Annotated in this window: 17 protein-coding genes and 2 pseudogenes; 8 read left to right on the top strand and 11 right to left on the bottom strand. The window is 70.6% G+C overall.

Translation table 11 applies throughout. The features are described from left to right. Window positions 1-52: 52 nt before the first annotated feature. From EDD90_RS47370 to EDD90_RS47360, 3 genes are all read right to left on the bottom strand, one after another. Window positions 53-1,405: an alpha/beta hydrolase gene (locus tag EDD90_RS47370; RefSeq protein WP_123979207.1), complete on the bottom strand. Its 1,353-nt coding sequence runs from the start codon at window positions 1,403-1,405 to the stop codon at window positions 53-55. A 151-nt stretch (window positions 1,406-1,556) separates the two neighbouring features. Further along, window positions 1,557-2,417, bottom strand: coding sequence for a PaaX family transcriptional regulator C-terminal domain-containing protein (locus EDD90_RS47365; RefSeq protein ID WP_123982366.1), 861 nt, complete (start codon window positions 2,415-2,417; stop codon window positions 1,557-1,559). A gap of 265 nt (window positions 2,418-2,682) precedes the next feature. Beyond that, a complete protein-coding gene (locus EDD90_RS47360; protein ID WP_123979206.1) occupies window positions 2,683-3,582 on the bottom strand; it encodes an MBL fold metallo-hydrolase in 900 nt (299 codons plus the stop codon). A 152-nt stretch (window positions 3,583-3,734) separates the two neighbouring features. On the opposite strand from EDD90_RS47360, the gene EDD90_RS47355 reads away from it, so the two are divergent. Both EDD90_RS47355 and EDD90_RS47350 read left to right on the top strand, forming a co-directional pair. Further along, window positions 3,735-3,920, top strand: a complete 186-nt coding sequence (locus tag EDD90_RS47355; RefSeq protein ID WP_123979205.1) for a hypothetical protein — start codon at window positions 3,735-3,737, stop codon at window positions 3,918-3,920. A gap of 127 nt (window positions 3,921-4,047) precedes the next feature. Then, the gene (locus EDD90_RS47350; protein ID WP_123979204.1) at window positions 4,048-4,482 is read left to right on the top strand and encodes a hypothetical protein; all 435 of its coding nucleotides are present in this window, start codon (window positions 4,048-4,050) and stop codon (window positions 4,480-4,482) included. A gap of 49 nt (window positions 4,483-4,531) precedes the next feature. Here the strand turns inward: EDD90_RS47350 and EDD90_RS47345 are convergent, their stop codons facing one another. Beyond that, window positions 4,532-6,850, bottom strand: coding sequence for a helix-turn-helix domain-containing protein (locus tag EDD90_RS47345; protein WP_123979203.1), 2,319 nt, complete (start codon window positions 6,848-6,850; stop codon window positions 4,532-4,534). Window positions 6,851-7,165: 315 nt separating this feature from the next. Between EDD90_RS47345 and EDD90_RS47340 the strand changes: the two genes are divergently transcribed. Then, a complete protein-coding gene (locus EDD90_RS47340) occupies window positions 7,166-8,065 on the top strand; it encodes a PIG-L deacetylase family protein (protein ID WP_123979202.1) in 900 nt (299 codons plus the stop codon). Window positions 8,066-8,143: 78 nt separating this feature from the next. Then, complete coding sequence (locus EDD90_RS47335; RefSeq protein ID WP_123979201.1) at window positions 8,144-8,845, top strand: DUF4232 domain-containing protein; 702 nt, start codon at window positions 8,144-8,146, stop codon at window positions 8,843-8,845. A gap of 82 nt (window positions 8,846-8,927) precedes the next feature. Here EDD90_RS47335 and EDD90_RS47330 read toward each other — a convergent pair. The 3 genes and pseudogenes from EDD90_RS47330 to EDD90_RS57990 form a co-directional block, all read right to left on the bottom strand. Continuing rightward, window positions 8,928-9,493: pseudogene (locus EDD90_RS47330) on the bottom strand (hypothetical protein); the annotation flags it as partial. Between the two features lie 66 nt (window positions 9,494-9,559). Further along, window positions 9,560-13,120, bottom strand: coding sequence for a choice-of-anchor D domain-containing protein (locus EDD90_RS47325; protein ID WP_123979200.1), 3,561 nt, complete (start codon window positions 13,118-13,120; stop codon window positions 9,560-9,562). A 166-nt stretch (window positions 13,121-13,286) separates the two neighbouring features. Next, window positions 13,287-13,715, bottom strand: a complete 429-nt coding sequence (locus tag EDD90_RS57990) for a carbohydrate-binding protein (RefSeq protein WP_260328540.1) — start codon at window positions 13,713-13,715, stop codon at window positions 13,287-13,289. Between the two features lie 174 nt (window positions 13,716-13,889). Between EDD90_RS57990 and EDD90_RS47315 the strand changes: the two are divergent. Further along, a pseudogene (locus EDD90_RS47315) lies at window positions 13,890-14,261 on the top strand (DUF664 domain-containing protein); the annotation flags it as partial. Between the two features lie 140 nt (window positions 14,262-14,401). Here EDD90_RS47315 and EDD90_RS47310 read toward each other — a convergent pair. Beyond that, on the bottom strand, window positions 14,402-15,571 hold the full coding sequence (locus EDD90_RS47310; protein WP_123979198.1) for a S9 family peptidase: 1,170 nt from the start codon (window positions 15,569-15,571) through the stop codon (window positions 14,402-14,404). A gap of 99 nt (window positions 15,572-15,670) precedes the next feature. On the opposite strand from EDD90_RS47310, the gene EDD90_RS47305 reads away from it, so the two are divergent. The 3 genes from EDD90_RS47305 (at window position 15,671) to EDD90_RS47295 (ending at window position 18,729) form a co-directional block, all read left to right on the top strand. Continuing rightward, the gene (locus tag EDD90_RS47305) at window positions 15,671-16,285 is read left to right on the top strand and encodes a TetR/AcrR family transcriptional regulator (RefSeq protein ID WP_123979197.1); all 615 of its coding nucleotides are present in this window, start codon (window positions 15,671-15,673) and stop codon (window positions 16,283-16,285) included. 295 nt (window positions 16,286-16,580) lie between these two features. Continuing rightward, window positions 16,581-17,489, top strand: coding sequence for an aldo/keto reductase (locus EDD90_RS47300; protein ID WP_123979196.1), 909 nt, complete (start codon window positions 16,581-16,583; stop codon window positions 17,487-17,489). Window positions 17,490-17,682: 193 nt separating this feature from the next. Then, a complete protein-coding gene (locus EDD90_RS47295) occupies window positions 17,683-18,729 on the top strand; it encodes a lytic polysaccharide monooxygenase auxiliary activity family 9 protein (RefSeq protein ID WP_123979195.1) in 1,047 nt (348 codons plus the stop codon). Window positions 18,730-18,967: 238 nt separating this feature from the next. Here EDD90_RS47295 and EDD90_RS47290 read toward each other — a convergent pair whose 3' ends face one another. The 3 genes from EDD90_RS47290 to EDD90_RS57985 are packed head-to-tail and all read right to left on the bottom strand — an operon-like array spanning window position 18,968 to window position 20,708. Then, on the bottom strand, window positions 18,968-19,690 hold the full coding sequence (locus EDD90_RS47290; protein WP_123979194.1) for a rhomboid-like protein: 723 nt from the start codon (window positions 19,688-19,690) through the stop codon (window positions 18,968-18,970). After that, window positions 19,690-20,403, bottom strand: a complete 714-nt coding sequence (locus tag EDD90_RS47285) for a hypothetical protein (RefSeq protein ID WP_260328539.1) — start codon at window positions 20,401-20,403, stop codon at window positions 19,690-19,692. Before EDD90_RS47285 ends, EDD90_RS47290 begins: the two co-directional genes overlap by 1 nt. Next, window positions 20,358-20,708, bottom strand: a complete 351-nt coding sequence (locus tag EDD90_RS57985) for a hypothetical protein (RefSeq protein ID WP_260328538.1) — start codon at window positions 20,706-20,708, stop codon at window positions 20,358-20,360. The genes EDD90_RS47285 and EDD90_RS57985 overlap by 46 nt, the downstream gene beginning before the upstream one ends. Window positions 20,709-20,711: the final 3 nt, after the last annotated feature.

Below are 20,711 nucleotides of genomic sequence, written 5' to 3'. Positions count from 1 at the left end.
CGGGGTGCTCCTGGGGCGCGCGAGCTTGGGATGGGGAGGGGACGCTTCGGGATCAGCGGGTACCGCTGAGAGGATTCGGCCGGTAGTCGGTGAAGGCGGCACCGTCGAGGCCCAGTTCGTCGGCGCTGCGCTGGAGTTCGGCGGCGGTGGCGGAGTTGTCCCAGTGCCCGGTGTCCAGCCGGTGCTCCACGGCGTGCAGCCCGGCGACCACTTCGGCGGTGGTGAAGTTGCAGTGGTTCTGGCGTGCCACATAAGCCTGTCGCAGCAGCCCGGAGTCTCCGGCCCTGCGCACCCGCCCGGCGAAGGCCGACTCCTGCTCGACGGGCACGAGTTGGTCGGCGGTGGTGTGGATGTCGAGCAGCGGCACGGTCAGTCCCTGGCCGGCCGTGGAGGTCCGCTTCAGATGCGCCACCGCGGCCGGGTCGGCCGAGATGTCCGCGCCGCGGGTGAGCCGGTTCAGGTCCGTCCGCAGGTCGAGCCCGGCGTCGCGGTAGAGCGCCTTGATCTGCCTGGCATGGCTGGACTTGTGCAGCAGGCCGGCGTAGTCGACGCCCTTGTTCCAGGATGTGTTGCCGCCGGCGGACTGCTCCACCGACCAGCGCGCCGGGACGATGAATCCGAGAAGGCCCTGAGCCAGCCACGCGTACTGCTGCTTCTCCTGGCCCTCGAAGTCGTCACGCGCGGGCGGCTGTTGGCCCGGAGCCCAGTCGGTCAGGTTGAGGAAGGCGGCGGCCAGGGCGATCCGGGCACGCCCCGTGGGGTTCTGCTGTGCCGCTTCCACAGCCTTCGTGAGCCGGTCGGCGAGGGCCGCGCCGTCGGCCTGGCTGTCCAGGTTCACGAGGTTGTCGGCGTCGGCAGGGTCGAAGAACGTGGCCAGCGTGTACTCGGCGTCGAGCTGGTAGTTGTCCAGATCGACGCCGCCCGCGACCAGGCCGCACAGGCCGAGTGAGCCGTCGACGCGTCCTGCGCCGTCACGGGCGATCTGGGCGTTGATGAGGCCGCCCATGGACTGGCCCACCGAGATGACCCGGGTCGGTGTCCCGACCTCTCGGCGGAAGGCGGTGAGCGCCGCGAACTGATCCCGTTCGGCCGAGTCGAGTGCCCACATCGAGCCGTTGGGGTCGTAGGAGGAGCCGACGAGTGCGTAGCCGGCGTCCAGCAGGGCCTGGCGCGCCGCGGTCGACGGGGCGTCGGCAGCGACGGTCGGTCCGAAGCCGTGGCTGAAGAGCAGCAGGCTGCCGTTCCACTGCGCGGGTTTGTCCGCGATCCAGGTGGCGCCGTCGGACAGCGTCCCGGAGTAGTGGTCGGCGGTCGTGGCTTGGGCGCCGGCCGCCGGCCCGATCACAGTGGTGGCGAGGGCGGTCGCGCAGACGGCGACGAGGGTCGAGAAACGGGGTCGGGGCATGACGGCGGCTCCGCGAGTCGAGGGGGACCGAGTGAGGGAGCGAGCGGTAAGAGCGCTGCGAATGTAGGGCTCTTTTTTCATCGCCGTCAACATACTGCCCAATATTGAGACAGGCGGCTCCGCGTCTGGGTGCGCGGGGCCCCGGTGCGGATCAGTCCAGCGTCAGGGTGTCGAGCAGTCGGGCGGCCACGTGCGTGGCCGGGCGTTCCCAGCGGCTGGCCAGGCCACGGAAGACGGTCTCCGCCTCGGCGGCGGGCCAGTCCCCCGGAAGGTGCTCGGCGGGCAGATGCGGATCACGTCGCACCAGGTCCAGCCAGTCGGTGTGCAGCAGGAGCTGGCCCGCGAGTTCGTCGCCGGAGAGCGCTGCGGGCAGCGGGTCGGTGCGGTCCCAGCGCTCCAGGAACGCCCGGTACCGTGCGCCGATGGCCGGCAGGTCGAAGGCCTGCTCCAGCACCTCACGGACGTCGGTCGGCGATTCCACCTCCGCCCGGAACACGCGCAGGTACGGTTCCATGCCGAGACCCGCCACCATCTCACGGACGTCGACGCGCGCCGGGGCCACCCACAGGCCGTTCTGCAGGGGGCCGAAGCCCGCCCAGATCAGCCGGGAGCGCAGGTCGTGCCGTTCACGGCTCCATGCCTCGGGCAGCGAGAAGCCGACCATCGTCCACCGACCGTCCCAGTCCCGGTTCACCGCGCCGGTGCGCCAGATGCGGTCCCTGCCGTCCGTCAGTACCTGGACGGCGTGCGGCGTCAGCCCGAAGTAGGTCTTCCGGCCCTGACGACGACGCTCCAGCAGACCGCGTTTGACCATCCGGTTCAAGGTGGTCCGCACCGCCTCCTCCGTACTGCCCAGCCTCCCGAGAACAGCGATCACACTGCCGGACGACACCGCGATGGGCCGCCCCAGCACATGAATGCCGAAGAAGGTCAGCATCAGGGACTGGGTACGCGGCTCGGGACCGCTTTCGGCGGCGGGCCCGGCGGCGACATCGGCACTGGTCACCGGCATAGCGTAGGCCCGGGGCGAGCGCATGCTGCGGCTGCCCCGGAAAATACGCCATTTCCGTGACGGCAATCGTCAAGCAGACGAATGCCGGCGGTCGAGTCACGAGACGGAAGGCGAGAGGAGTGCCGTTCCGGCAGACAGCCGTCCGGGGTGTGGGCCAGGACATGATCCATTACTGGGCGCCGCGGTCGGCCATTGCGGGCATCGCGGTCGGCCACACCGCCGACCCGCGCGGATGCACCCGCGGGACGCGGTCAACTCCAGGCGGTCAACCCCAGGCCGCCCATTCCTTCACCGCGAACCGGTCGCCTACGCGTCGTACTTCGGCCGCGCCCGGCCCGGGGAAATGCGCGGGGAACAGCACGGCGCCCCGGTCCGCGGCCTCCCCCAGCACCCGCCGTCGGCTGCGCCGTGCGCGGGACTCGTCCTCGTCGAAACTGGGGCAGTCGTCCGGTTCCACGATCTGCAGTGGGCTGTGCAGCAGATCCCCGGCGAACACCGCCCGGTCAGTGCCCGACCGCAGCCATACGACGGAGGAACCGGGCGTGTGGCCGGGGGCATGCTCGATGCGGAGTCGGCCGTCGATCTCGTAGTGGTCGCCCTCCCACAGCACGGTCCGGCCGGCCTGGTGGACGGGGGCGACGCTGTCCTCGAAGACGTTGGCCATCCGAGGGCCGGACCGGGTCCGGTGTCCGTTGGCCGGATTCCAGTAGTCGAAGTCCGCCCGTGAGAGGACGTACCGAGCGTTCGGGAAAGTCGGTCGCCACTCCCCCTCGGGCGTCAGGCAGGTGTTCCAGCCGACGTGGTCACTGTGGATGTGGGTGCAGATCACCGTGTCCACGTCCGGCGGATGGACATCTGCTGCGGCCAGCTCTTCGAGGTAGTGGGTGTGCAGCCGGTGGAAGGAGGGCATGGCCGGGCGCTCCCGGTCGTTGCCGACGCCGGTGTCGATCAGGATCGTTCGGCCCTCGCTGCGGACCAGCCAGGTCTGGATCATCATCGGGACCTCGTCGGCGGCCGGGTCCAGGAAATCGGGGGCGAGCCAGTCCCGATGCTCCTGCCAGTGCTCGACGGGCACATCGGGGAAGACATAGTCGCGGGCGCGCCCTTTGGCGGGCAGCTCCACCACACGGGTGATCTCCACCTCGCCCAACACGATGGTGTCCATACGTCCAGCCTGCGCGCCGGATGACGCGGGCGCGATCGGTCGCATCCCACGCCCGTCGCCGCCGCCCTCTCAGCGCGGGACCCTGACGTCCCAGTGCTCGACCGCTCGTCCGTCCGCCACCCGGAACCGGTCGTGGAACACGAAGGCTCACCGTGCTCGCAGCCCTCAAGGAGCGGGGCGACACCTACTGCCGGGACGGCGTCGCCACAGCGGAGTTCCAACACCGGTGCGGTGTCGTTCTGCACGCCCGGGCGGACTGCGCCGCCTGCGGTGAGGAGAGCCGTTTCGAGGACCTGACCGTGGCGGGAGGCACACACCCGCCGCGGATACGGCCCTGAGTCACTTCTGCCGGTCGTTCTGCATGGTCCGCGTCCACCTGCCCGTGATCGACTCGTCGTGGCGCCGGGGACGCCGGTTCTCTCCCTTCCCCGACACGACCACGCCCCTCGGCAAAGGAACATGCACATGCGCAGATTCAGGAGTGCCCTCACGGCAGTAGCGGCCCTGGCCGCTTTCGCAGGGGTGGGTGCCGCGGCGGCGCCGGCACAGGCGGCGACCTACTGCACGACCAAGGGCCAGAAGTACTTCTGCGCGTACGGCATCGCGTCCACGCAGCTCGACAACGGGACGACGGAGCAGTTCGTCGTCGGCAGTGATCACGCGGTGTGGACGAACTGGAGCTACCCCGACGGCTCCTGGAACGGCTGGGTGTCCATGGGCGGCTGGGTCCAGAGCCAGGTCACCATCGGCCATTTCCAAGGGGGGAGCCTCTCGTACTTCACCATCGAAGCCATCGGCGGTGACGGCAACGTCTGGTTCCGGCTGCGCGACTCCAACGGCTCGTGGAGCCCCTGGCAGGTGAGCTGCAACGTCTCGCAGAACGCCCCGCTGTGCCCGTGACCGTGGTGGCAGAGCGGCAGCGGCCCTGACGGCGCCCAGCCCCCTGCAGTCACCTGTCCGTCATGGTCCGATCCAGCGCGGCGAGTGCGGTGGCGGCTTCGTCCTGTCGTGGGCTTCTCAGCGCGGCGAGGGCGTCACGGGCGGCGATCAGGGTCTGCCGGGCCTCCGGGTGGCCCATGGCGCGGAGCACCAGGCCCAGGTCGAGCCGCGCCTGTTCGGTCCAGGCCGGCATCTGCGCGGTCTCGAAGGAGGCGAGGGCCTGCCGCAACGGCGGCTCGGCTTCGGGCCAGCGCTCCAGGGCCGCCAGGTCGTTGCCGATCTGCTGTCGGGCGACCGCGTGGTACAGCGCGAACAGTTCGTCCGTACGGCCCGGGACACCCGCCCGGCAGATCTGTTCGCTGCGGCGGTGGATGTCCAGGGCTTCCGCCGGCCGGCCGATCTGACGCAGCAGGGTGCCGAGGGAGTTGAGGATCGTCAGCTCGGCCAGCCTCGCCTGCGGGGAGCCCTGCGAGGCGAGGCAGCGGGCCGCCGCGCGCAGTCGTGTCCGGGCCTCTTCCATACGGCCCAGTCGATGCAGTGCGCCCGCGCCGTAGCCGAGCGCCCAGCCCTCCTGGAGTCCGTCCTCGCTGTCGCGGGCGGCCACGAGCGCGGCGTCGGCGGACACCAGGGCGGACCGGGGGTCGTGGACGCAGAGGTTGTGCGCCCAGGCGAGGTAGTTGAGGTGGGCCGCTTCCTCCCGCCTGCTGCCGAGTGCGCGGGCGGAGTCGGCGGAACGCCGGAACACCTCCACCCACTGCTCCCAGTGCTGGGTGCGGTCGGAGAACCAGTGCATCGCCTTGGCCGTGTCCAGGACCTGCCGGTGCCGGCCGGTGTCATCGGCCCGGCGCAGCGCCGCGAGCCACTGGGCACGCTCGGCTTCCAGCCAGGCCCGCGCCTCCTCCCGGCCGGTGGGTGCGGTGTCCGGGTCCGGGTCGCCGGACGGCGCCGTCCGGTCGTGTTCGATGTCGAAGTGCAGCGCGGCGGCGGTGGCCCGGCGCAGCATCCACTCCGTGGTCCGGTCGAGGGCCGCGGCGCGGGCCTCGGGGCCGTCCTCGGCCTCGACCTGTTCGGCCGCGTAGAGCCTCAGCAGGTCGTGGAATCGGTAGCGCTCGGCGGTGGGATCGCTCTGGAGCAGTCCGGCGTCGGTCAGTTCCTCGGCGCAGGCGACCGCCCTCTCGTAGGACAGCCCGGCCAGGAGCGCGCCGGTCTCCGGGCTGAAGTCCGCCCCGGCGGCCAGTGCGGCGCGCCGCAGGAAGGTCCGTGAGTCCGCGGACAGTTGACGGTACGAGAGGGCGAAGGCGGCGCGCACCTGCAGGCTTCCGGCCTGGAGGCCGTCCAGTCGTCGGCCCTCGGCAACGAGTCGGGCGACGAGCTTGCCCAGGCGCTCGTGCGGCCGGCTGAGGAGGCGCTGTCCGGCGATCCGGACGGCGAGGGGCAGATACCCGCACAGGTCGGCCAGGTCGCGTGCGGCCTGCGCTTCCGCCCGCACCCGTTCGGGGCCGACGATGCGGGTCAGCAGTTCCACCGCTTCCTCGCGCCGCAGCAGAGCCAGATCGCAGCGGTGAACGGAGGTCAGACCTGCCAGGGCCTGGCGGCTGGTGACGATGGTCAGCGACGGGCCGGCGCCGGGCAGCAGCGGGCCGACCTGGGTCTCGTCGGTGGCGTTGTCCAGCAGCAGGAGCAGCCGCCGGCCGGCGGCCAGGGAGCGCCACAGGCTCGCCCGGTCGTCGGTGCCGGCCGGTATCGCGGCGTCGGTGACTCCCATGGCGCTCAGCAGCCGGGCCAGCGCATCCCGGGGGGTGGTCGGCTCGGTATCCATGCCGTGCAGGTCCAGGGCGAGCTGCCCGTCGGGGAAGTGCGGGGCGAGACGGTGCGCGGCGTGCACCGCGAACGCGGTCTCGCCCAGTCCCGGCTGTCCGGCGACGACGGTGACCATCGGCCGGCTCGCGCCGGCGTCCTGCGCCAGGTCCAGCAGCCGGGCAAGAGCCGTGTCACGGGCGGTGAAGTCCTGGATGTCACGCGGCAGGGCCAACGGGACGGGCACAGAGGGGCCTTCGGCCGGGTTTTCGACCGGGCGAGGGCGGGGGCGGCCCTGCGCGGCGGACGCCTCCAGGCCCGACGCCTCGTCGCCGTCCAGTCCCAGAGCTTCGGCCAGCGCCTCGACGGTACGGCGCTGCGGCCCCCGGGTACGCCCGCGTTCCATGTCGGCCAGTGCCCTGACGCTCACCCCGGCGGCGTGCGACAGCGCCTCCTGGCTCAGTCCGGCACGAGCCCGCAGAAAGCGCAGCCGCTGCCCGAAGTCCTCCGTGGAAGGCGTGCCACCGCGCACGTCGACGTCCCCCGATCATCCGGCTCGTCCGGACGCGAGCCCCCGGCAGCAGTATGACGGACCGTAGTTCTGCTGGTGGAACCGCCTGGGACGCGACGGCCGTTGGTGATCGACTGAGGACAGGCGCGGGACGCCTCCTCCCAGACGGACGGAGTCCGGACGGCCGGTCCTCGACGGACGGTGCCGCCGGACCACGGACCCTGTGCGGACTGGGGACGGGCACCGACCACCCGCCGACGAACACCCACCGAGGACGCGCGACCGGCGCACGACCGACGCGCCACGAGCGACGATCATGAATCGGGGAAACCTCATATGGACAGCGGCAACGAGCAGACCACCGGAATCTCCAGACGGAGCGTTCTGGCGGCGGGTGCGCTGACCGCCGGCGCCGTGGCGTACCAGGCAGGCCGGGCCCCCGCCGCGTCCGCCGCCGCCAGACCCGCCATCTTCTACTCCCCCCACCAGGACGACGACGCGATCGGCCTGGCCGGATCGATCCTGGAGCACAAGGCGGCCGGACGGCCCGTCTTCCTCGTACTGGTGACCAACGGCAAGAACCCCGATCTGGCCGTGCGCATGAACGCCGACCCGTGCGTCCTGACCACCTGGGCCACCCCGCACCCGTGCGCCGCGGGCGGCCGGCACAACCTGAACTGGCCGACCGACGGGACCTCCATGATCGTCGCCGGCCGGACGGCCGAGTTCATGGCGTCCGCGAAGGCGGTGGGCGTGGACAAGGTCATCAACTTCAAGATCGTGGACGACGGGGCCGCCGGCACGTCCGCCTACGACAAGCTGGTCGACCGGATCGAAGCGAAGGTCAGGGCGCTCGCCGCGCAGTACCCCGGCGCGTCGCACAAGTTCACGGCCGGCTGGCTGGAGCGCACCGAGGCCCACAAGGCGTGCAGCGACGTGGCCTACCGCCTGATGAACGACGGCACGATCTCCGACGTGCGCTTCAACCACGTCTACGCCTACCGGCGCCCCTGGGAGCAGCGCGCGGACGGCGCGGCCTACGTGCTCGACATCCCCAGCGCCCACATGGACATCAAGCGCAACGCGATCTACGCCTACAACACGTGGGACCCCAGCCGGAACCTGTACGCCCTCGGCTATCACAGCGTCCCCGAGCTGCTGGAGCCCGCGCACGCGGATCCGCGCGAGTTCGTGTACACCCTGCCGTCCGACTACCGGCCGGGCACGGGCAACTGACCAACCGCACCACTCCACCGGAACGACCTCGGCCGACGGCACCCGCCGCGGCCCCGCACCACTCACGGGAAACTCTCCATGAACCTCATGCGTCACCGCTCCCTGCTGCTCGCCACCGCGGGCACGGCCCTTGCCCTGTCCCTGACCGCCTGTCAGAGCGGTGCACCCGTCAAGTCGGCTTCCGCGGCCGCCTCTTCGGCGAGCTCTTCGGCGGACGGGAAGACGGCGGACGGCGGACAGGCCGATGCGTCGGGCGCGACGGACTCGACCGGTCCGGCGCACTCGACGGCGTCCAAGAGCCCCGCGGACGGCACTGCCGGCGACGCCGCGGGCTCGACCGGCGGGCAGGCGTCCGCCACCACCCGGGTCTGCACCGCGCGGGACGTCACCGTCACGGCCGCCCCGCAGGACGGCCCTCCCCACACCCATATCGTCCTCACGGCGAAGAACACCTCCGGACACTCCTGCCGGCTTGCCGGTGCGCCGCACATCCAGTTCCTGGAGAGCCACAAGCAGGACGTCCCCGCCGTCGCCAAGAGCAAGCCGGCCGCGCCGGTCGTCCTCACGGCGGGAGCGCCCGCCTATGCCCTGGTGAAGCTGTCGGACGGCGGGGTCGACGAGGACAACGAACCCGTGTCGGCGTTCTCCGTCATGCTGGAGGGTGACTCCACGGTCATCGCCGTCACCGCGCCGGGCAGCGGCGGCGTCGCCGTCGACCCGGCGAAGGCCCTCACCGGCTACTGGACCCCCGAACTCCGCAACGGAGCGGACGACTTCTGAGCCACGCCGGGCATCACGCCCCGAAGACCTGGAACTCCGAGACCTGTCCGGCCGGCCAGCCGTTGTTGGCGGTGAAGGTGCGCTGGGTGGGGCGGGTGGCGGTGAGCACGATCTGGCCCTTGAGCATGCGGCCGCCGTCGCCGGTCAGGCGCAGATAGTAGTCGGCGGAGCAGGCGGTGCCGTCCTCGTCGAGGGCGAGGAACCCGGAGTCGGTGGGCACCCAGTCCTGGGTCTCGGCGGTCTTGGCGATCTGGTTGCCCTCGTTGAACTCGTCGAACATCGAGATGTGGATGCCCTGCACCCCGGCCCGCAGAACAGGGTGGCGGGGCGGCCGTTGCCGAGGGCCGGGTACGACGTCTGGTACGTGTTGGTGTAGTCACGCACGTCGGGCCAGCATTTGATGGCGGTGTTGGACGAGGAGGGCAACTGGCTCCAGTTCTGGCTCCGGTGCCATCAGCCGTCGATGGGCGCGCTGTCGCCGATGCGGGCGAACCAGCCCTGGTAGCCGACGCTGATCCTGCCGACCACGTCGTCCGGCGAACTGGCCGCCGACGCGGTCTGGGCGAGTACGGTCTCGGTGACTCCCGCGGTTCCGACCGCGGTGGCCGCGATCGCGGCCCGTGAGAAGACTCTTCGTGTGACACCCATCTGGACTCCTCTTCGGTGGTCGGTGCCGCCGAGCGCGAACGCGCCCGGCGGCACCATGAGTTCGGATCAGGTGCTCCAGACCTGGAACTCCGAGACCTGCCCGGCCGGCCAGCCGTCGTTCGCCGTGATGTTCACCCGGAAGTACCGCTGGGTGGTCGCGGTGAACGTGATGGTGACCGTGTTGTTCGTGGTGGGGTCGAAGGTGTAGATGGCCGACGACTTGATGGTGGTGAAGGAGGAGCCGTCGGTGCTGCCCGACAGGGACAGCGTCTGGTTGCGGGCGCCCCAGGTCGCGGGGAGCTGGAGGACGACGCGGCTGGCGCCCTGCGCGGAACCGAGGTCGACCTGGACCCACTGCGGGAAGGCGTTGTTGGCGCTCTCCCAGTAGGTGCCCTGGTTCCCGTCCGTCACGTTCGACGACGGGTACACGTCGGTGTGGCTGGACTCGGTGGTGGCCGCACCGGCCGCCAGGTTCCTGCTGACCGTGCCGGCCCCGGTGCCGGTCAGCGCGACCGTGGTCGTGCCGTTCGACGCGTTGCCGGCGATGCTGAGATCGCCGGTGCGGGTGCCGGAGGCGGTGGGCGTGAACGTGACGGCGACCGTGCAGGAGGCCCCTGCCGCGATCGACGTCCCGCAGGTGTTGGACTGCGAGAAGTCACCGGTGACGGAGATGCCGGAGACGGTCGCGGCCGCGGTACCGGTGTTGGTCACCGTGACCGTCTGCGCACTGCTGGCGGTGTTGAGCGCCTGGGTGGGATACGACAGCGACGTCGGGCTGGCCGACAAGGTCGCCGGCGAGGAGCCGCCGACGCTGGGGAACACCTCGAAGTCCGACAACTGGGCCGCGTTCCAACCGGTGTTGGCGGTGATGTTCACCCGCACGTAGCGCGCCGTGGCGGCGCTGAAGGTGATGGTCACCGTGTTGCCGTTGGCGTTCGGGTCGAAGGTGTACCCGGCCGACGCCTTGATCGTGGAGAAGCTGGAGCCGTCCGTGGATCCCTGCACCGACAGCGTCTGGGTGCGGGCCGACCAGGTCGTCGCCGGCGGGAGCTTGAGCACGACCTTGCCGACGCTGTAGTTCTGGCCGAGGTCGACCTGGGCCCACTGCGGGAACGAACCGTTCGTGCTCTCCCAGTACGTCGAGGCGTCCGGGTCGGTGAGGTTCGAGGCGACGTACGGGCTGTTGCTCGAACTTGCCGACGCCGGCCGTCCGGCGGCGATGTCGGTGGTGCTGTCGATGCCGCTGCCGGCGAGGGTGACGACGGTCGGGTTGTTGTTGGCGTTGCTGGTGACGGTCAGGTTGCCGGTGCGGGAGCCGCCCGTGGTGGGCTTGAACCCGACGGTCACCGTGCAGGACGCACCGATCGCGAGGGTGGAGCAGTTGTTGGTCTGGCTGAAGTCACCGGTCGCAGAGACGCCGGAGACGGTCGCCGAGGTGGTGCCGGAGTTCGTCACCTTCACCGTCTGTGCGGTGGCCGAGGAGCCGACCACCGTGGCGGCGAAGGACAGGCTCGCCGGGTCGGTGTTCAGCACCGGGCCCGGCGCGGCGCCGGTGCCGGAGAGGGTGACCGTGTCGGTGATCCCGCCCGCGTTGACGGTCAGCGCGCCGCTACGGCTGCCGGTCGCCGTCGGCGCGAACTTCACGCTGACGGTGCACGATCCGTTCGCCGCGATCGACGAGCCGCAGGTGTTGGTCTGGGAGTAGTCGCCGCTGGTGGAGATGGACGAGACGGACGCGGCGGACTTGGTCGGGTTGGAGACGGTCACGGTCTGTGCGTCGCTGGTCGAACCGGTCGGGACCGAACCGAAGTTGAGCGCGCCGGGGGTAGCCGTCACGCCTTCGGACGGGTAGGGCGGGTAGACCGGGGCCGGCCAGCCACCGCAGTACGGTGTGCCACTGATGCCGGAGTTGCCGCCGCCGTCGGTCACCGTGAAGCTCCCGGCCGAGCAGCTGTACACCGGCGAGGAGTACCCGACGCCGGTGGCGGTGACGTTGGTGAACTTCGCGGCGCCGCCGGTCTGTTCCTGGAGGGCGAAGGTTCCGGTGCCGGCGATGGTCACGTTGTCGAGGTTGACGCCGCTGATGGTGCCCTCGACCCACTGGACGGCTTCGTACGGGCTCTGCTGGATCAGCGCGTTGGTCACGTTGATGGGGCCGGTGATCGCGCCCTGGCTGCCGTCGAACCACAACGCGCCCACGCCGAATTGCCAGTTCGGGTCGAGGCTGCCGTCCCGGACCAGGGTGTTGTCGGAGATGGTGGTGGTGCCGACCGGCGTCGACGAGAAGCGCTGCCCCACATGGATGCCGCCGCCCTGGGTGATGCCGGAGTCCACCACCCGGTTGCCGCTGACGGTGTTGTCGTGGCCGCCGTAGATCGCGATGCCGTTGGCGAGGATCTGCAGGGACACGGTGTTGTTGGAGATCGTGTCGTTCGCGTCGGCGCCGATCCCGGAGTCCGCCCAGGTGGCGATACCGTCGTCGCCGGTGTTGCGGATGTCGCTGTTGGTCACCTTCGAGTTGGTGACGGCGCCGTGGAAATTGATGCCGTCCGCGGTGGTGTCACGAATGCGCATGCCGCTGAACGTCAGCCCGTCCATCGGCCCGTCCATCCAGGCGCCGACCTTCATGTGGTCGATCCACAGGTTGGAGACCGTCGAGTTGCTCATCGCGCCGCCGATGCCGTTGACCTGGGCGCTGTCGTTGCGCTCCTGTACATCGCCGAAGATCGCGAAGTTCTGCAGGTGCACGCCGGTGCTCGGCGAGGGTGCGGAGTTGCCGTAGAAGCCGGGTGCGGTGCCGGTGACGGTCGAGTACCACATGCCGGCGCCGGCGATCGTGACGCCGTTGACGCTGATGTGGCCGGGGATGTTGTAGGTGCCCGGCGGGATCCACACGGTGCCGCCGGGTCCGGCCGCGCTGATCGCGGCGTTGAACGCGCTGGTCGCATCGGTCGCACCGGTCGGGTCGGCGCCCTTGCTGGTCACCGAAACCGACCCGGATGGCGCGGTCAGCGCGGCGCCGACCTGCTCGAAGTCGGCGAAGTCGATCGTGTACGAGGAGGCGGCGTCCCCCGAGTCGATCTGCAGCTTGAAGGTCGTGCCCGCCGGATAGGTGGTGGAGAACAGACGGTGGGCCTCGTCGAAGAAGTGGTGCGGGTTGCTGCCCGGGGTGTTGGTGAAGGGGTAGCTGGCGTAGTACCAGCTGTAGGCGTTGGTCAGGGTGAAGTCGGGCTGCTTGACGCCGTCGATGTAGAGGGACAGCGCGGCTGTGTAGACCGAGCCGCCCGACGTGTCGGGGATGCTGTACCGGAAGTTGATCGAGTTGGTCGCCACCGGCGTGGTGAACGTGACGTACTCGCCGGTGCCCTGGAGCGTCGTCGCCTTGCGGTACGACGCCTCGTCGGCAAGCTGGCCCTGGGTGTAACTCGGGCCGATGGTCGAGCCGTTGGTGGCGGAGTTCTCCGCCTGCACCTCGACGTACGGAAGGCTCGCGCCGCTGCCGCCGGTGGCGGCGGCCGCCGCCCACGCCGGTTGGACGGCCAGAGCGAAGACGCCTACGGCGGCCAGCATCGCGGTGCTGACCGCCCAGACGAGGGAGCGTCTCAGATCTCGGATGGAATGGAGCACGTACCACTCCTTACGTCATGAAATGCCGGAATTAGTCCGTCGACGCCGCCGGAGGCGGGGGGAGCCAGGGGGGTGCCGATGACGCAAGGGGGACCGTAATATCGGCGATATGAACGCGCAAGAACAAGACAGAGCTTTGCAACAATAAAAATGCAGCCCGCAAGATCTAATGTGCTGCTTCCGGCCGCGCACATGGCGGTGCCGCCGGGCGGAGTGCCCGGCGGCACCGTGAAGCAGGACGGCCCCAGCTGGTGGGCTCGTCCGCGCTGAAGCCGAGGTAGCTGATGTTCCAGCCGCCGTTGTCCTGGTCGACTGTCAGGGTCTGCCGAGCGGCCGGCAGGGCCACCTGGGTGGTCACGCCGGCCCAGGACTGCCAGTCGCCGGTGGCGGGCAGGTCGACGGCTCCGATGAGGTCGGTGCCGGCGGCGTCCGACAGGTGCGCCGCGCCCGCCACCGCGGAGGGAGCGGCGATGCGCAGGCCGAGGGTGTAGGTGCCGGCCGTGGCGACGTCCACGGTGCAGCAGAACCGCTGGCCGCCGCCGGTCCAGCCCAGGTCGTAACCGCCGCCGGTGTCCGAGGTGTTCTCCAGATCCACGCCGCGGGCCGGCCCTGGCTGTAGGCGTTGCCGCCGGAGCGGACCACGGTGTTGCCGGTCACGGTCGACTGAACAGAGCCCATCTCCACCGCTAGATTCGGACGGATCAAAGAATAATTCCGGCGCAATCTTGCAAGATTTTGACTTGACTCCTGTAAATCCCGGGGCGCGGAGGTGATCGCTTCGAACCTCGACTGCCACCGGGCGGCCTTTCTCCGGAAGTGCGAGGGCCTGTCGGAGGCACAGCTGCGACAACGGCCGGTGCGGTCATCGGAGTTGACCTTGCTGGGCCTCATGCGCCATCTGCAGGGAGTCGAGCGGGCCTGGTTCCAGTGCACCCTGGCGGCCGCTGCCCCGCGGTTCTTCCCCTACCGGACCTACGTCACCGCTGCCGGCGACGAGTGGTACGACGAGTCGGACCCCACACCGGCCGGGCTCGTGTACGAGGACTGTCTGAAGGCGTGCGAGGAGTCCCGGCAGGTGTTCGCACGGGCGACCGGCGATCCGGCACGTCTCGTGCCGAACCCGGAATTCGGCGACACCGATGTGCGGTTCGCCCTCCAGCACGTCATCGAGGAGTACGCCCGCCACGTCGGCCACGCGGACCCCTCCGCGAAGCCACCGACGGCGCCACCGGCGAATGACCCGTCTCCCGGGCAGGCCCCGTACGGCGGCAGGCTGCGAGGTCAGCGGGCGAGCAGGGTGTCGAGCCAGTCGAAGGTGCGCTGGTGGAACAGGAGCATCGCACCCTCGTGGCAGTGCTCGCCGGCGCCCTCGTCCTCCCGGAAGGAGATCAGCTCCTTCTCGCAGGTCAGCTCAGCCAGGAGACGCTGCGGCTGCCCCTTGAAGAACTGGTCGTTCTCGGCTTCGAGCACCAGTGTCGGGCAGGTGATCCGGTCCGCGACACCTGCCATGGTGTACGCCTCGGCCGCCTTGACCAACTCGTCGATGCCGGACGCACCGAGGGTCCACCGGCCGTTGCGCACCACCCATCGCACCATGGTGTTCTGCGCCATCAGCGCCTCCATCCCGCCGGGCGTCGAAGCAGCCCGGTCGGCGCTTGCGGCCACGACCTCATGGAAGTCGTAGACGCCGTCGTACAGCACGCACGCGACGAGGCGGTGCTCGAAGGCGGCCGCCCGCGCGGCGAGGTAGCCGCCGAGGCTCATACCGATCAGCACGAGTCGCTCGGCGTCCACCTCGGGCACGGCGAGCGCGAAGTCGACCACGGGGGTGACCACGGCCTCCCAGTCCGGGCGGAAGTGCAGGCCCTGCTCGCGGACGGTGCTGCCCTGGCCGGGGCCGTCGAACGCGATGACGTTGTAGCCGCGCCGCAGCGCACCGGCGGCCAGCGCGAAGTAGTCCTCCTCGAGGGTGGAGTCGTATCCGCCGTGGAAGAGCACGGTCGGGCGCGGGGTGCCCGAATCGTCGGCGAGGAACAGGTAGCCGGGCAGCGTGGTGTCCTCGTACGGGATACGCAGGGCGCGGGCCGGTGTGTCGAGGAGGGCCGCCGCGTCGGCGAACGTCTGCCGGGAGGCCCTGGCGAGCCGCGCCGACTCGGCGTCGGCAGCCGGATTCTCACGGCGGTAGAAGTCGGCGGTCCGGTAGTAGTTGGACGCGCGCAGCAGCGCCTCCCTGGCACTGACCCTGTGACCGCCGGCCAGCGCGTCCCGGCCGATGCGCTCGATGCGCGCCGCTGTCGCGGCCCACTGGGCCGACCAGGCCTCCTCGTCCCCCTCCGGGATCTGCCGGCAGGTGACCAGGACCTCGCCCAGGTCGGCGCCGCCATGGACGGCATACCCCGCGGCACGCAGCGCCTCGAAGGAGAAGGACTCGTCGTCGTAGAGGAATTTCATCGTCGGCTCCCTTCCATGAATGGAACGGAACGGATTCGTTCCGTCTCTCTCGAAAGTAGCACATGGAACGCTACCGTTCCGTTCGCTATGCTCGGGAGCATGACAGTGCAGCAGAAGAAGGACCGGCCGGCGACCGGCGGGGCGGTCCTGCGGCAGCGGGTGACCGAGGCGATCACCGAGGCGGTCTTCGCCGAACTCGCCGAGTCCGGGTATGCGCGGATGTCGATGGAATCGGTGGCCCGGCGCGCCGGCGTGGGCAAGGCCGCGCTGTACCGGCGCTGGCCCTCGAAGCAGGCGATGGTCACCGAGTTGATCCGCAGCAAGGTCACCGATGCCCTCCCGCCCACACCGGCCACCGGCGCGCTCCACACCGACCTGCGCGAGCTGCTCGCCACCTTCCGCGGCCAACTGGCCAATCCGCTGCTCGCCCGGATCGCGGCCGGACTGCTCGCCGAAGCCGCTCACGACCAGGCCCTGGCGGAGGGGCTCGACGCCGGAGTGACCGCACCGCGGCGGGCTGCTGCGCGCGCGATACTCCAGGGCGCGATCGACCGCGGCGAACTTCCCACCGGGCTGGATCTGGATCTCGGCACCGACCTGCTGATCGCGCCGCTCGCATTCCGGGTACTGGTCATACAGGGCAGCAGCGACGACGAGTACCTGGAAACCCTGACCAACGCAATCGAGGCGGCGCTGCGAGCGGCCGTCCGCTGACCTCACCGTTCCGGTCGGGCCGGAGTCGAGCGGCGGCCGGGCACCCGCCCCGCGGCCCCCGTGACCGATGACCTTGCGGCGACCGCTTCAAGTGCCCCTCCCTGCTAGACTCCTGGCCAGCTGGAGAGCCTTCTCGGCGCGGATTCCGATCCGCCGGGGAGGCTTTTTTCATGCCCGGGGTCCTGCCCCGGTACCGGTGGCCCGGTTTGAGTTGCCCGCCCCGCCGGGCGGCCGGAACCCGCCGCACCCACCGGTCGGTTCCTCGTTTCCCGGCCCGCAAGAGGAGAGCCATGCCATGAGCCCACAGCCGAACACCACAGCAGCCACCGGAACTTGGCGACTCGGTGACCTGAACGTCAACCGTGTCGGGTTCGGCGCGATGCGCCTGACGGGTACCGCACCCTTCGACCGCGGTGTGCCGCGCGACCGCGAGCAGTCGATCGGCGTGCTCCGGCGGGCGGTCGAACTCGGCGTGAACCACATCGACACCGCCGCGTTCTACTTCTCCGCGACGCGCTCCGCCAACGAACTGGTCAACCGGGCGCTGGCGCCGTACCCGGAGGACCTGGTCATCGCCACCAAGGTCTGGCCGGGCCGCGACCCCTCGGGCGCGTGGTGGTGGGCCGCTCCGGAGCAGCTGCGTGGCCAGGTCGAGGAGAACCTGCGTCAACTCGGCCGCGATCACCCGGATGTGGTGAACCTGCGCGTGCCGCCGAGCCGACGGACCGGATCGATCAGCGAGCACTTCGCAGCGTTGGCCGAGCTGCGCGACGCCGGGCTGATCCGTCACCTCGGCGTATCCAACGTCACCGCCCGGCAACTGGCCGAGGCCCGGGCCATCGCCCCGGTCGTCTGCGTGCAGAACCCGTACGGGATCGGTGCGGCGAGCGAGGACCGGGCACTTCTGCGGCTCTGCGGTGAACTCGGCCTCGCCTTCGTTCCCTTCTTCACGATCGCCGGTGCCGGCCGCGAGGCGGGTCCGGCCGCCGGTGACAGCGAGGAGGTGTGCGCGGTCGCCCGTGCGCACGGTGCGTCCCCCGCGCAGGTCCGGCTGGCCTGGACCTTGCAGCAGGGACCGCATGTGCTGGCGATCCCGGGGACCGGCGATCCGGGCCACCTCGCACAGAACGTGGCGGCCGGCGCACTGCGGCTCTCCAAGGAGGAGCTGGCACGCCTCACCTCGCTGCGTCCGGCCGCCGCATGACGGCCTGTTGCCCGCCGGAGGAGCCCGGCACCGCCGCCGCGGTGACGCCGGTACCGCCGAAGGCACCAACCCGGTCACTTGCGGAACGCATATGCCCGAATACAGTGAGTAGTGACATTCGAGTGGTTTCGTGGCTCTTTGCGACACGGGCGCTGCGGGACCACCCGTTCTGTGCGACTGGAGGAGTACGCGGATGCAGCCCTACCCGGAAGACCTGCGTGCGGACGCGACCTACCGCGACGACGGTGAGATCAAGCTTGAGGGAATTTCCCTCACCTGGCAGATCGGCCAGAACGCCCCCGACCAGGGCGAGACACAGCCGCCCGACTGGAACAACGGCCGGCCGGCCTACCCGCACCACTACGAGGTCTGGCTGGACGGGCGGCCGACGCAGACGGTGGACGTGTACTGGGCGACGTGGTATCCGCACTGGCAGGCGGCGAACCGGCACTGGGTGTGCCTCGGGGAGACTCCGGCCGGCCAGTACCGGGTGAAGATCCGGGCCCGGCACGCCGACGGCCCCTGGGGACCGTTCACGAACGAGGTCACCGTCGACACGTCCACATCCCAGCCCTACAAGCAGTTCATCCCCCAACGCGCCGCGGAGAGCGCAGAGGGCGGCCGGGAGCGGCACGGGAGCCTGGAGTTCCCGGTCAGCCGGGCCATCCGGGCGATCCGCGACGAGGACGACGCGCGGATCTGCCAGGAAGCGCGCCGGCTGAACACGTCCACCACGTGGCAGGAGGTGGTGCCTCCCGGCACGGTCGCCGATCCCCCGTGGAACGAGGAACGCGGCTACCTCGAGTACCGGAAGTTCTTCCAGGGCGCCGACGTGGCCTCGGCGGCGAACCCGGCCTTCAAGGGCCTGGACCTGGCGGGCGGCGACGGCCACGGTGACTGGCCGATCAGCACCCTGGAGGCCGTCGACGGCCGGCACACCTTCACGTACAACTACCGGCAGAACCACATGGGCCCGAAGTGGACGCACCAGTGGTTCATCACCAAAGAGGGCTGGGACCCAGCTCGGCGCATCTCCTGGGACGTGCTGGAGCCGACTCCCTTCATGGTCGAGCACCACGGCGGCGGCACGCACGGCGACCAGGAACTGCAGTACACCACCGAGGCGCTGGTGAACCGCCGGGGACGGCACGCCATCGTCAACATCTGGGGCGGCGGCGACGCCGGGCACGACTTCGCGGGCGAGTTCTTCGTCAGCGTCGCCGACGTCGACTTCCGCTGACCCCCGGTCGACGCCCGTCCGGCGTGCGGTCGACGTGAACGGCCGGAGGCCTGCCGAGGCAGCCCGGCCCCTCGTCGGCGTTCGCGGGCACACGTCGGCCGGGCGTCGGCTTCCGTTCTGTGCGCTCGGCCGGACGATCAGCGTCCGCCTGCCGAGGCACATGAAGCCCCCGGCACAGGCCGCACCCGGCATTCGTACGGCACATCGCGCGCGCCCCGGCCCGTGTCCTCCGGGGCCGTCACAGCGACGGGCCGGGCGGAGGAACCATGCCCGCGGGCGTGGGGAGCCTGTGGCGCAGGGTTGTTGCGAGAGCGAAGCCGATGGCCGCGGCCAGAAGGTGGCCGATCGTGGTGAAGTCCGGCAGACCACGGCTGAAGTCGGCGCCGATGACGGGCCATGCCACCACCGCCGTGATCGCCGCGATCCGCCGCACCGACGTGAGGAACACCACGGCTCCGGCCGCCAGGGCCGCCTCGGCGCCGTAGCTGATGCCGTAGTCCAGGGCGTCCCGGACGCCGGCCGGATACCAGCCGCGGACCACGGCGGCCACGATGAAGGCGGCGGTCAGCGCGGTTGCCAGCACATGGCCGACGGCAAAGACGACGAACGCCCGTAACGCGCCGTAGCGGCGTTCCAGGAGGGCCAGACAGACAGCTGTGCCGGCCCCCAGCGTGATCAAAGTCCCCACGAAGTAAAGGGACTTCACTTGGGTCAGGGTCCCGTCGAAGAAGAGCGCGCTGCCCGCCAGGGCGAGGAACGGATGCCGGGGAAGGTTGTCGACGTTGGTGCTCACCGTCTCCAGCAGGCGGCGGCGCGTCGGGGCCGAGGCCGTCACGAGCCAGGCGTGGGTGGCCAGCAGGAGGGCCAGATAACCAGCCGTCACCGGGTTGCCGTGGACGTAGTTCTCAAGGAAGCGGCGCACCGCGGTCGGCGTCTCGCCGAACCCCTCCTTGCCGCGCATCACCCGGTCTGGCCCACGACGAGCTGGTAGAAGATCGGCTCGCCGGTCGTCGTCACCCTGTGCTGGAACCGCGTTCGCTCCAGCACAGTGAGACCTCCGCCGGCCACCAGCCGCTCGACGGCGGCTGCGAACCCGTCCGGATCCGATGCGTCCATCCACCGCTCATCGATCGTGAAGGCCACGGGCGCGCCGGGCAGCAGGACCTTGAGGGCGTTCTCGAGCGCCCGCGGTGTGGCGTGCGTACCTCCGAACGCGCCGGCCGACACCAGTCCCCCGAACGCGTAAGGGCGCAGGGACTCACCGAGCGTGTCGCCGAGCAGGAAGTCACCGACCACGTAGTCGGCGTAGACACCTGGCCGGTCGCGCAGACTCGCCCGGCGCGCCGCCGGCAGCGAGTCGGCCCCGACGACCCGGCCGACGCCACCACGACGTACGAGTTCACCGACCAGGCCCGTGCCGGCGCCGATGTCGAGGACCGTCAGCGAGCCCGGCTCCAGGCCCATGCGGGCGACCGCGCGCAGCAAGCCCTCCGCCGCGACCTGCGGTGATCTGCACTGCAGCCGATCCTGGACGACATGTTCATAGAGGCCGGGCACGGCGTAGATCCGCGTGCACTTGTGCAGATGCACCATCTCGTGCTCGCTCAACGCGATGTACTCGCCGTCGGTCATCGGCGGGCCGAGCAGCCGGACGTCCGCAAACATCTCTGCCATGGCCGCGAGACTATGCGCGCGTGTCCGTGCCCCGCCACCGGTGGCAGGGCGGCGAAGTCCGACGGTGGGATGCGATGCGGGCGGCGGACGGGTGGGCGATCGGCGGCTGTCGCCCGCATCGCCGTCAGCGGGTCACGGCCGAATGCCGAAGGGGCCAGTACGCCGGCGTCGACGCGCAGCGACTCCAGCAGGGTGGCGGCGTTGTCGTGGGTGAAGACGTCGGCGGCCGCCAGCCTGCCGAGGTACTTGCCGGTGACCGGATCGGCCGCGGTCCGCGCCACCGCGTCGAGATAGGTTCTGAACATGGC

The organism is Streptomyces sp. Ag109_O5-1, assembly GCF_003814875.1.
In the GTDB taxonomy this organism is placed as follows: Bacteria; Actinomycetota; Actinomycetes; order Streptomycetales; family Streptomycetaceae; genus Streptomyces; species Streptomyces sasae.
Note: the sequence above shows the minus strand (reverse complement) of the source record. Positions and strands in the feature narration are given on the sequence as shown.

Coding starts and splice junctions, on each gene's coding strand:
- EDD90_RS47370 (WP_123979207.1), bottom strand. CDS start 1,405: ATGCCCCGACCCCGTTTCTCGACCCTCGTCGCCGTCTGCGCGACCGCC.
- EDD90_RS47365 (WP_123982366.1), bottom strand. CDS start 2,417: ATGCCGGTGACCAGTGCCGATGTCGCCGCCGGGCCCGCCGCCGAAAGC.
- EDD90_RS47360 (WP_123979206.1), bottom strand. CDS start 3,582: ATGGACACCATCGTGTTGGGCGAGGTGGAGATCACCCGTGTGGTGGAG.
- EDD90_RS47350 (WP_123979204.1), top strand. CDS start 4,048: ATGCGCAGATTCAGGAGTGCCCTCACGGCAGTAGCGGCCCTGGCCGCT.
- EDD90_RS47340 (WP_123979202.1), top strand. CDS start 7,166: ATGGACAGCGGCAACGAGCAGACCACCGGAATCTCCAGACGGAGCGTT.
- EDD90_RS47335 (WP_123979201.1), top strand. CDS start 8,144: ATGAACCTCATGCGTCACCGCTCCCTGCTGCTCGCCACCGCGGGCACG.
- EDD90_RS47310 (WP_123979198.1), bottom strand. CDS start 15,571: ATGAAATTCCTCTACGACGACGAGTCCTTCTCCTTCGAGGCGCTGCGT.
- EDD90_RS47305 (WP_123979197.1), top strand. CDS start 15,671: ATGACAGTGCAGCAGAAGAAGGACCGGCCGGCGACCGGCGGGGCGGTC.
- EDD90_RS47300 (WP_123979196.1), top strand. CDS start 16,581: ATGAGCCCACAGCCGAACACCACAGCAGCCACCGGAACTTGGCGACTC.
- EDD90_RS47295 (WP_123979195.1), top strand. CDS start 17,683: ATGCAGCCCTACCCGGAAGACCTGCGTGCGGACGCGACCTACCGCGAC.
- EDD90_RS47290 (WP_123979194.1), bottom strand. CDS start 19,690: ATGCGCGGCAAGGAGGGGTTCGGCGAGACGCCGACCGCGGTGCGCCGC.
- EDD90_RS47285 (WP_260328539.1), bottom strand. CDS start 20,403: ATGGCAGAGATGTTTGCGGACGTCCGGCTGCTCGGCCCGCCGATGACC.
- EDD90_RS57985 (WP_260328538.1), bottom strand. CDS start 20,708: ATGTTCAGAACCTATCTCGACGCGGTGGCGCGGACCGCGGCCGATCCG.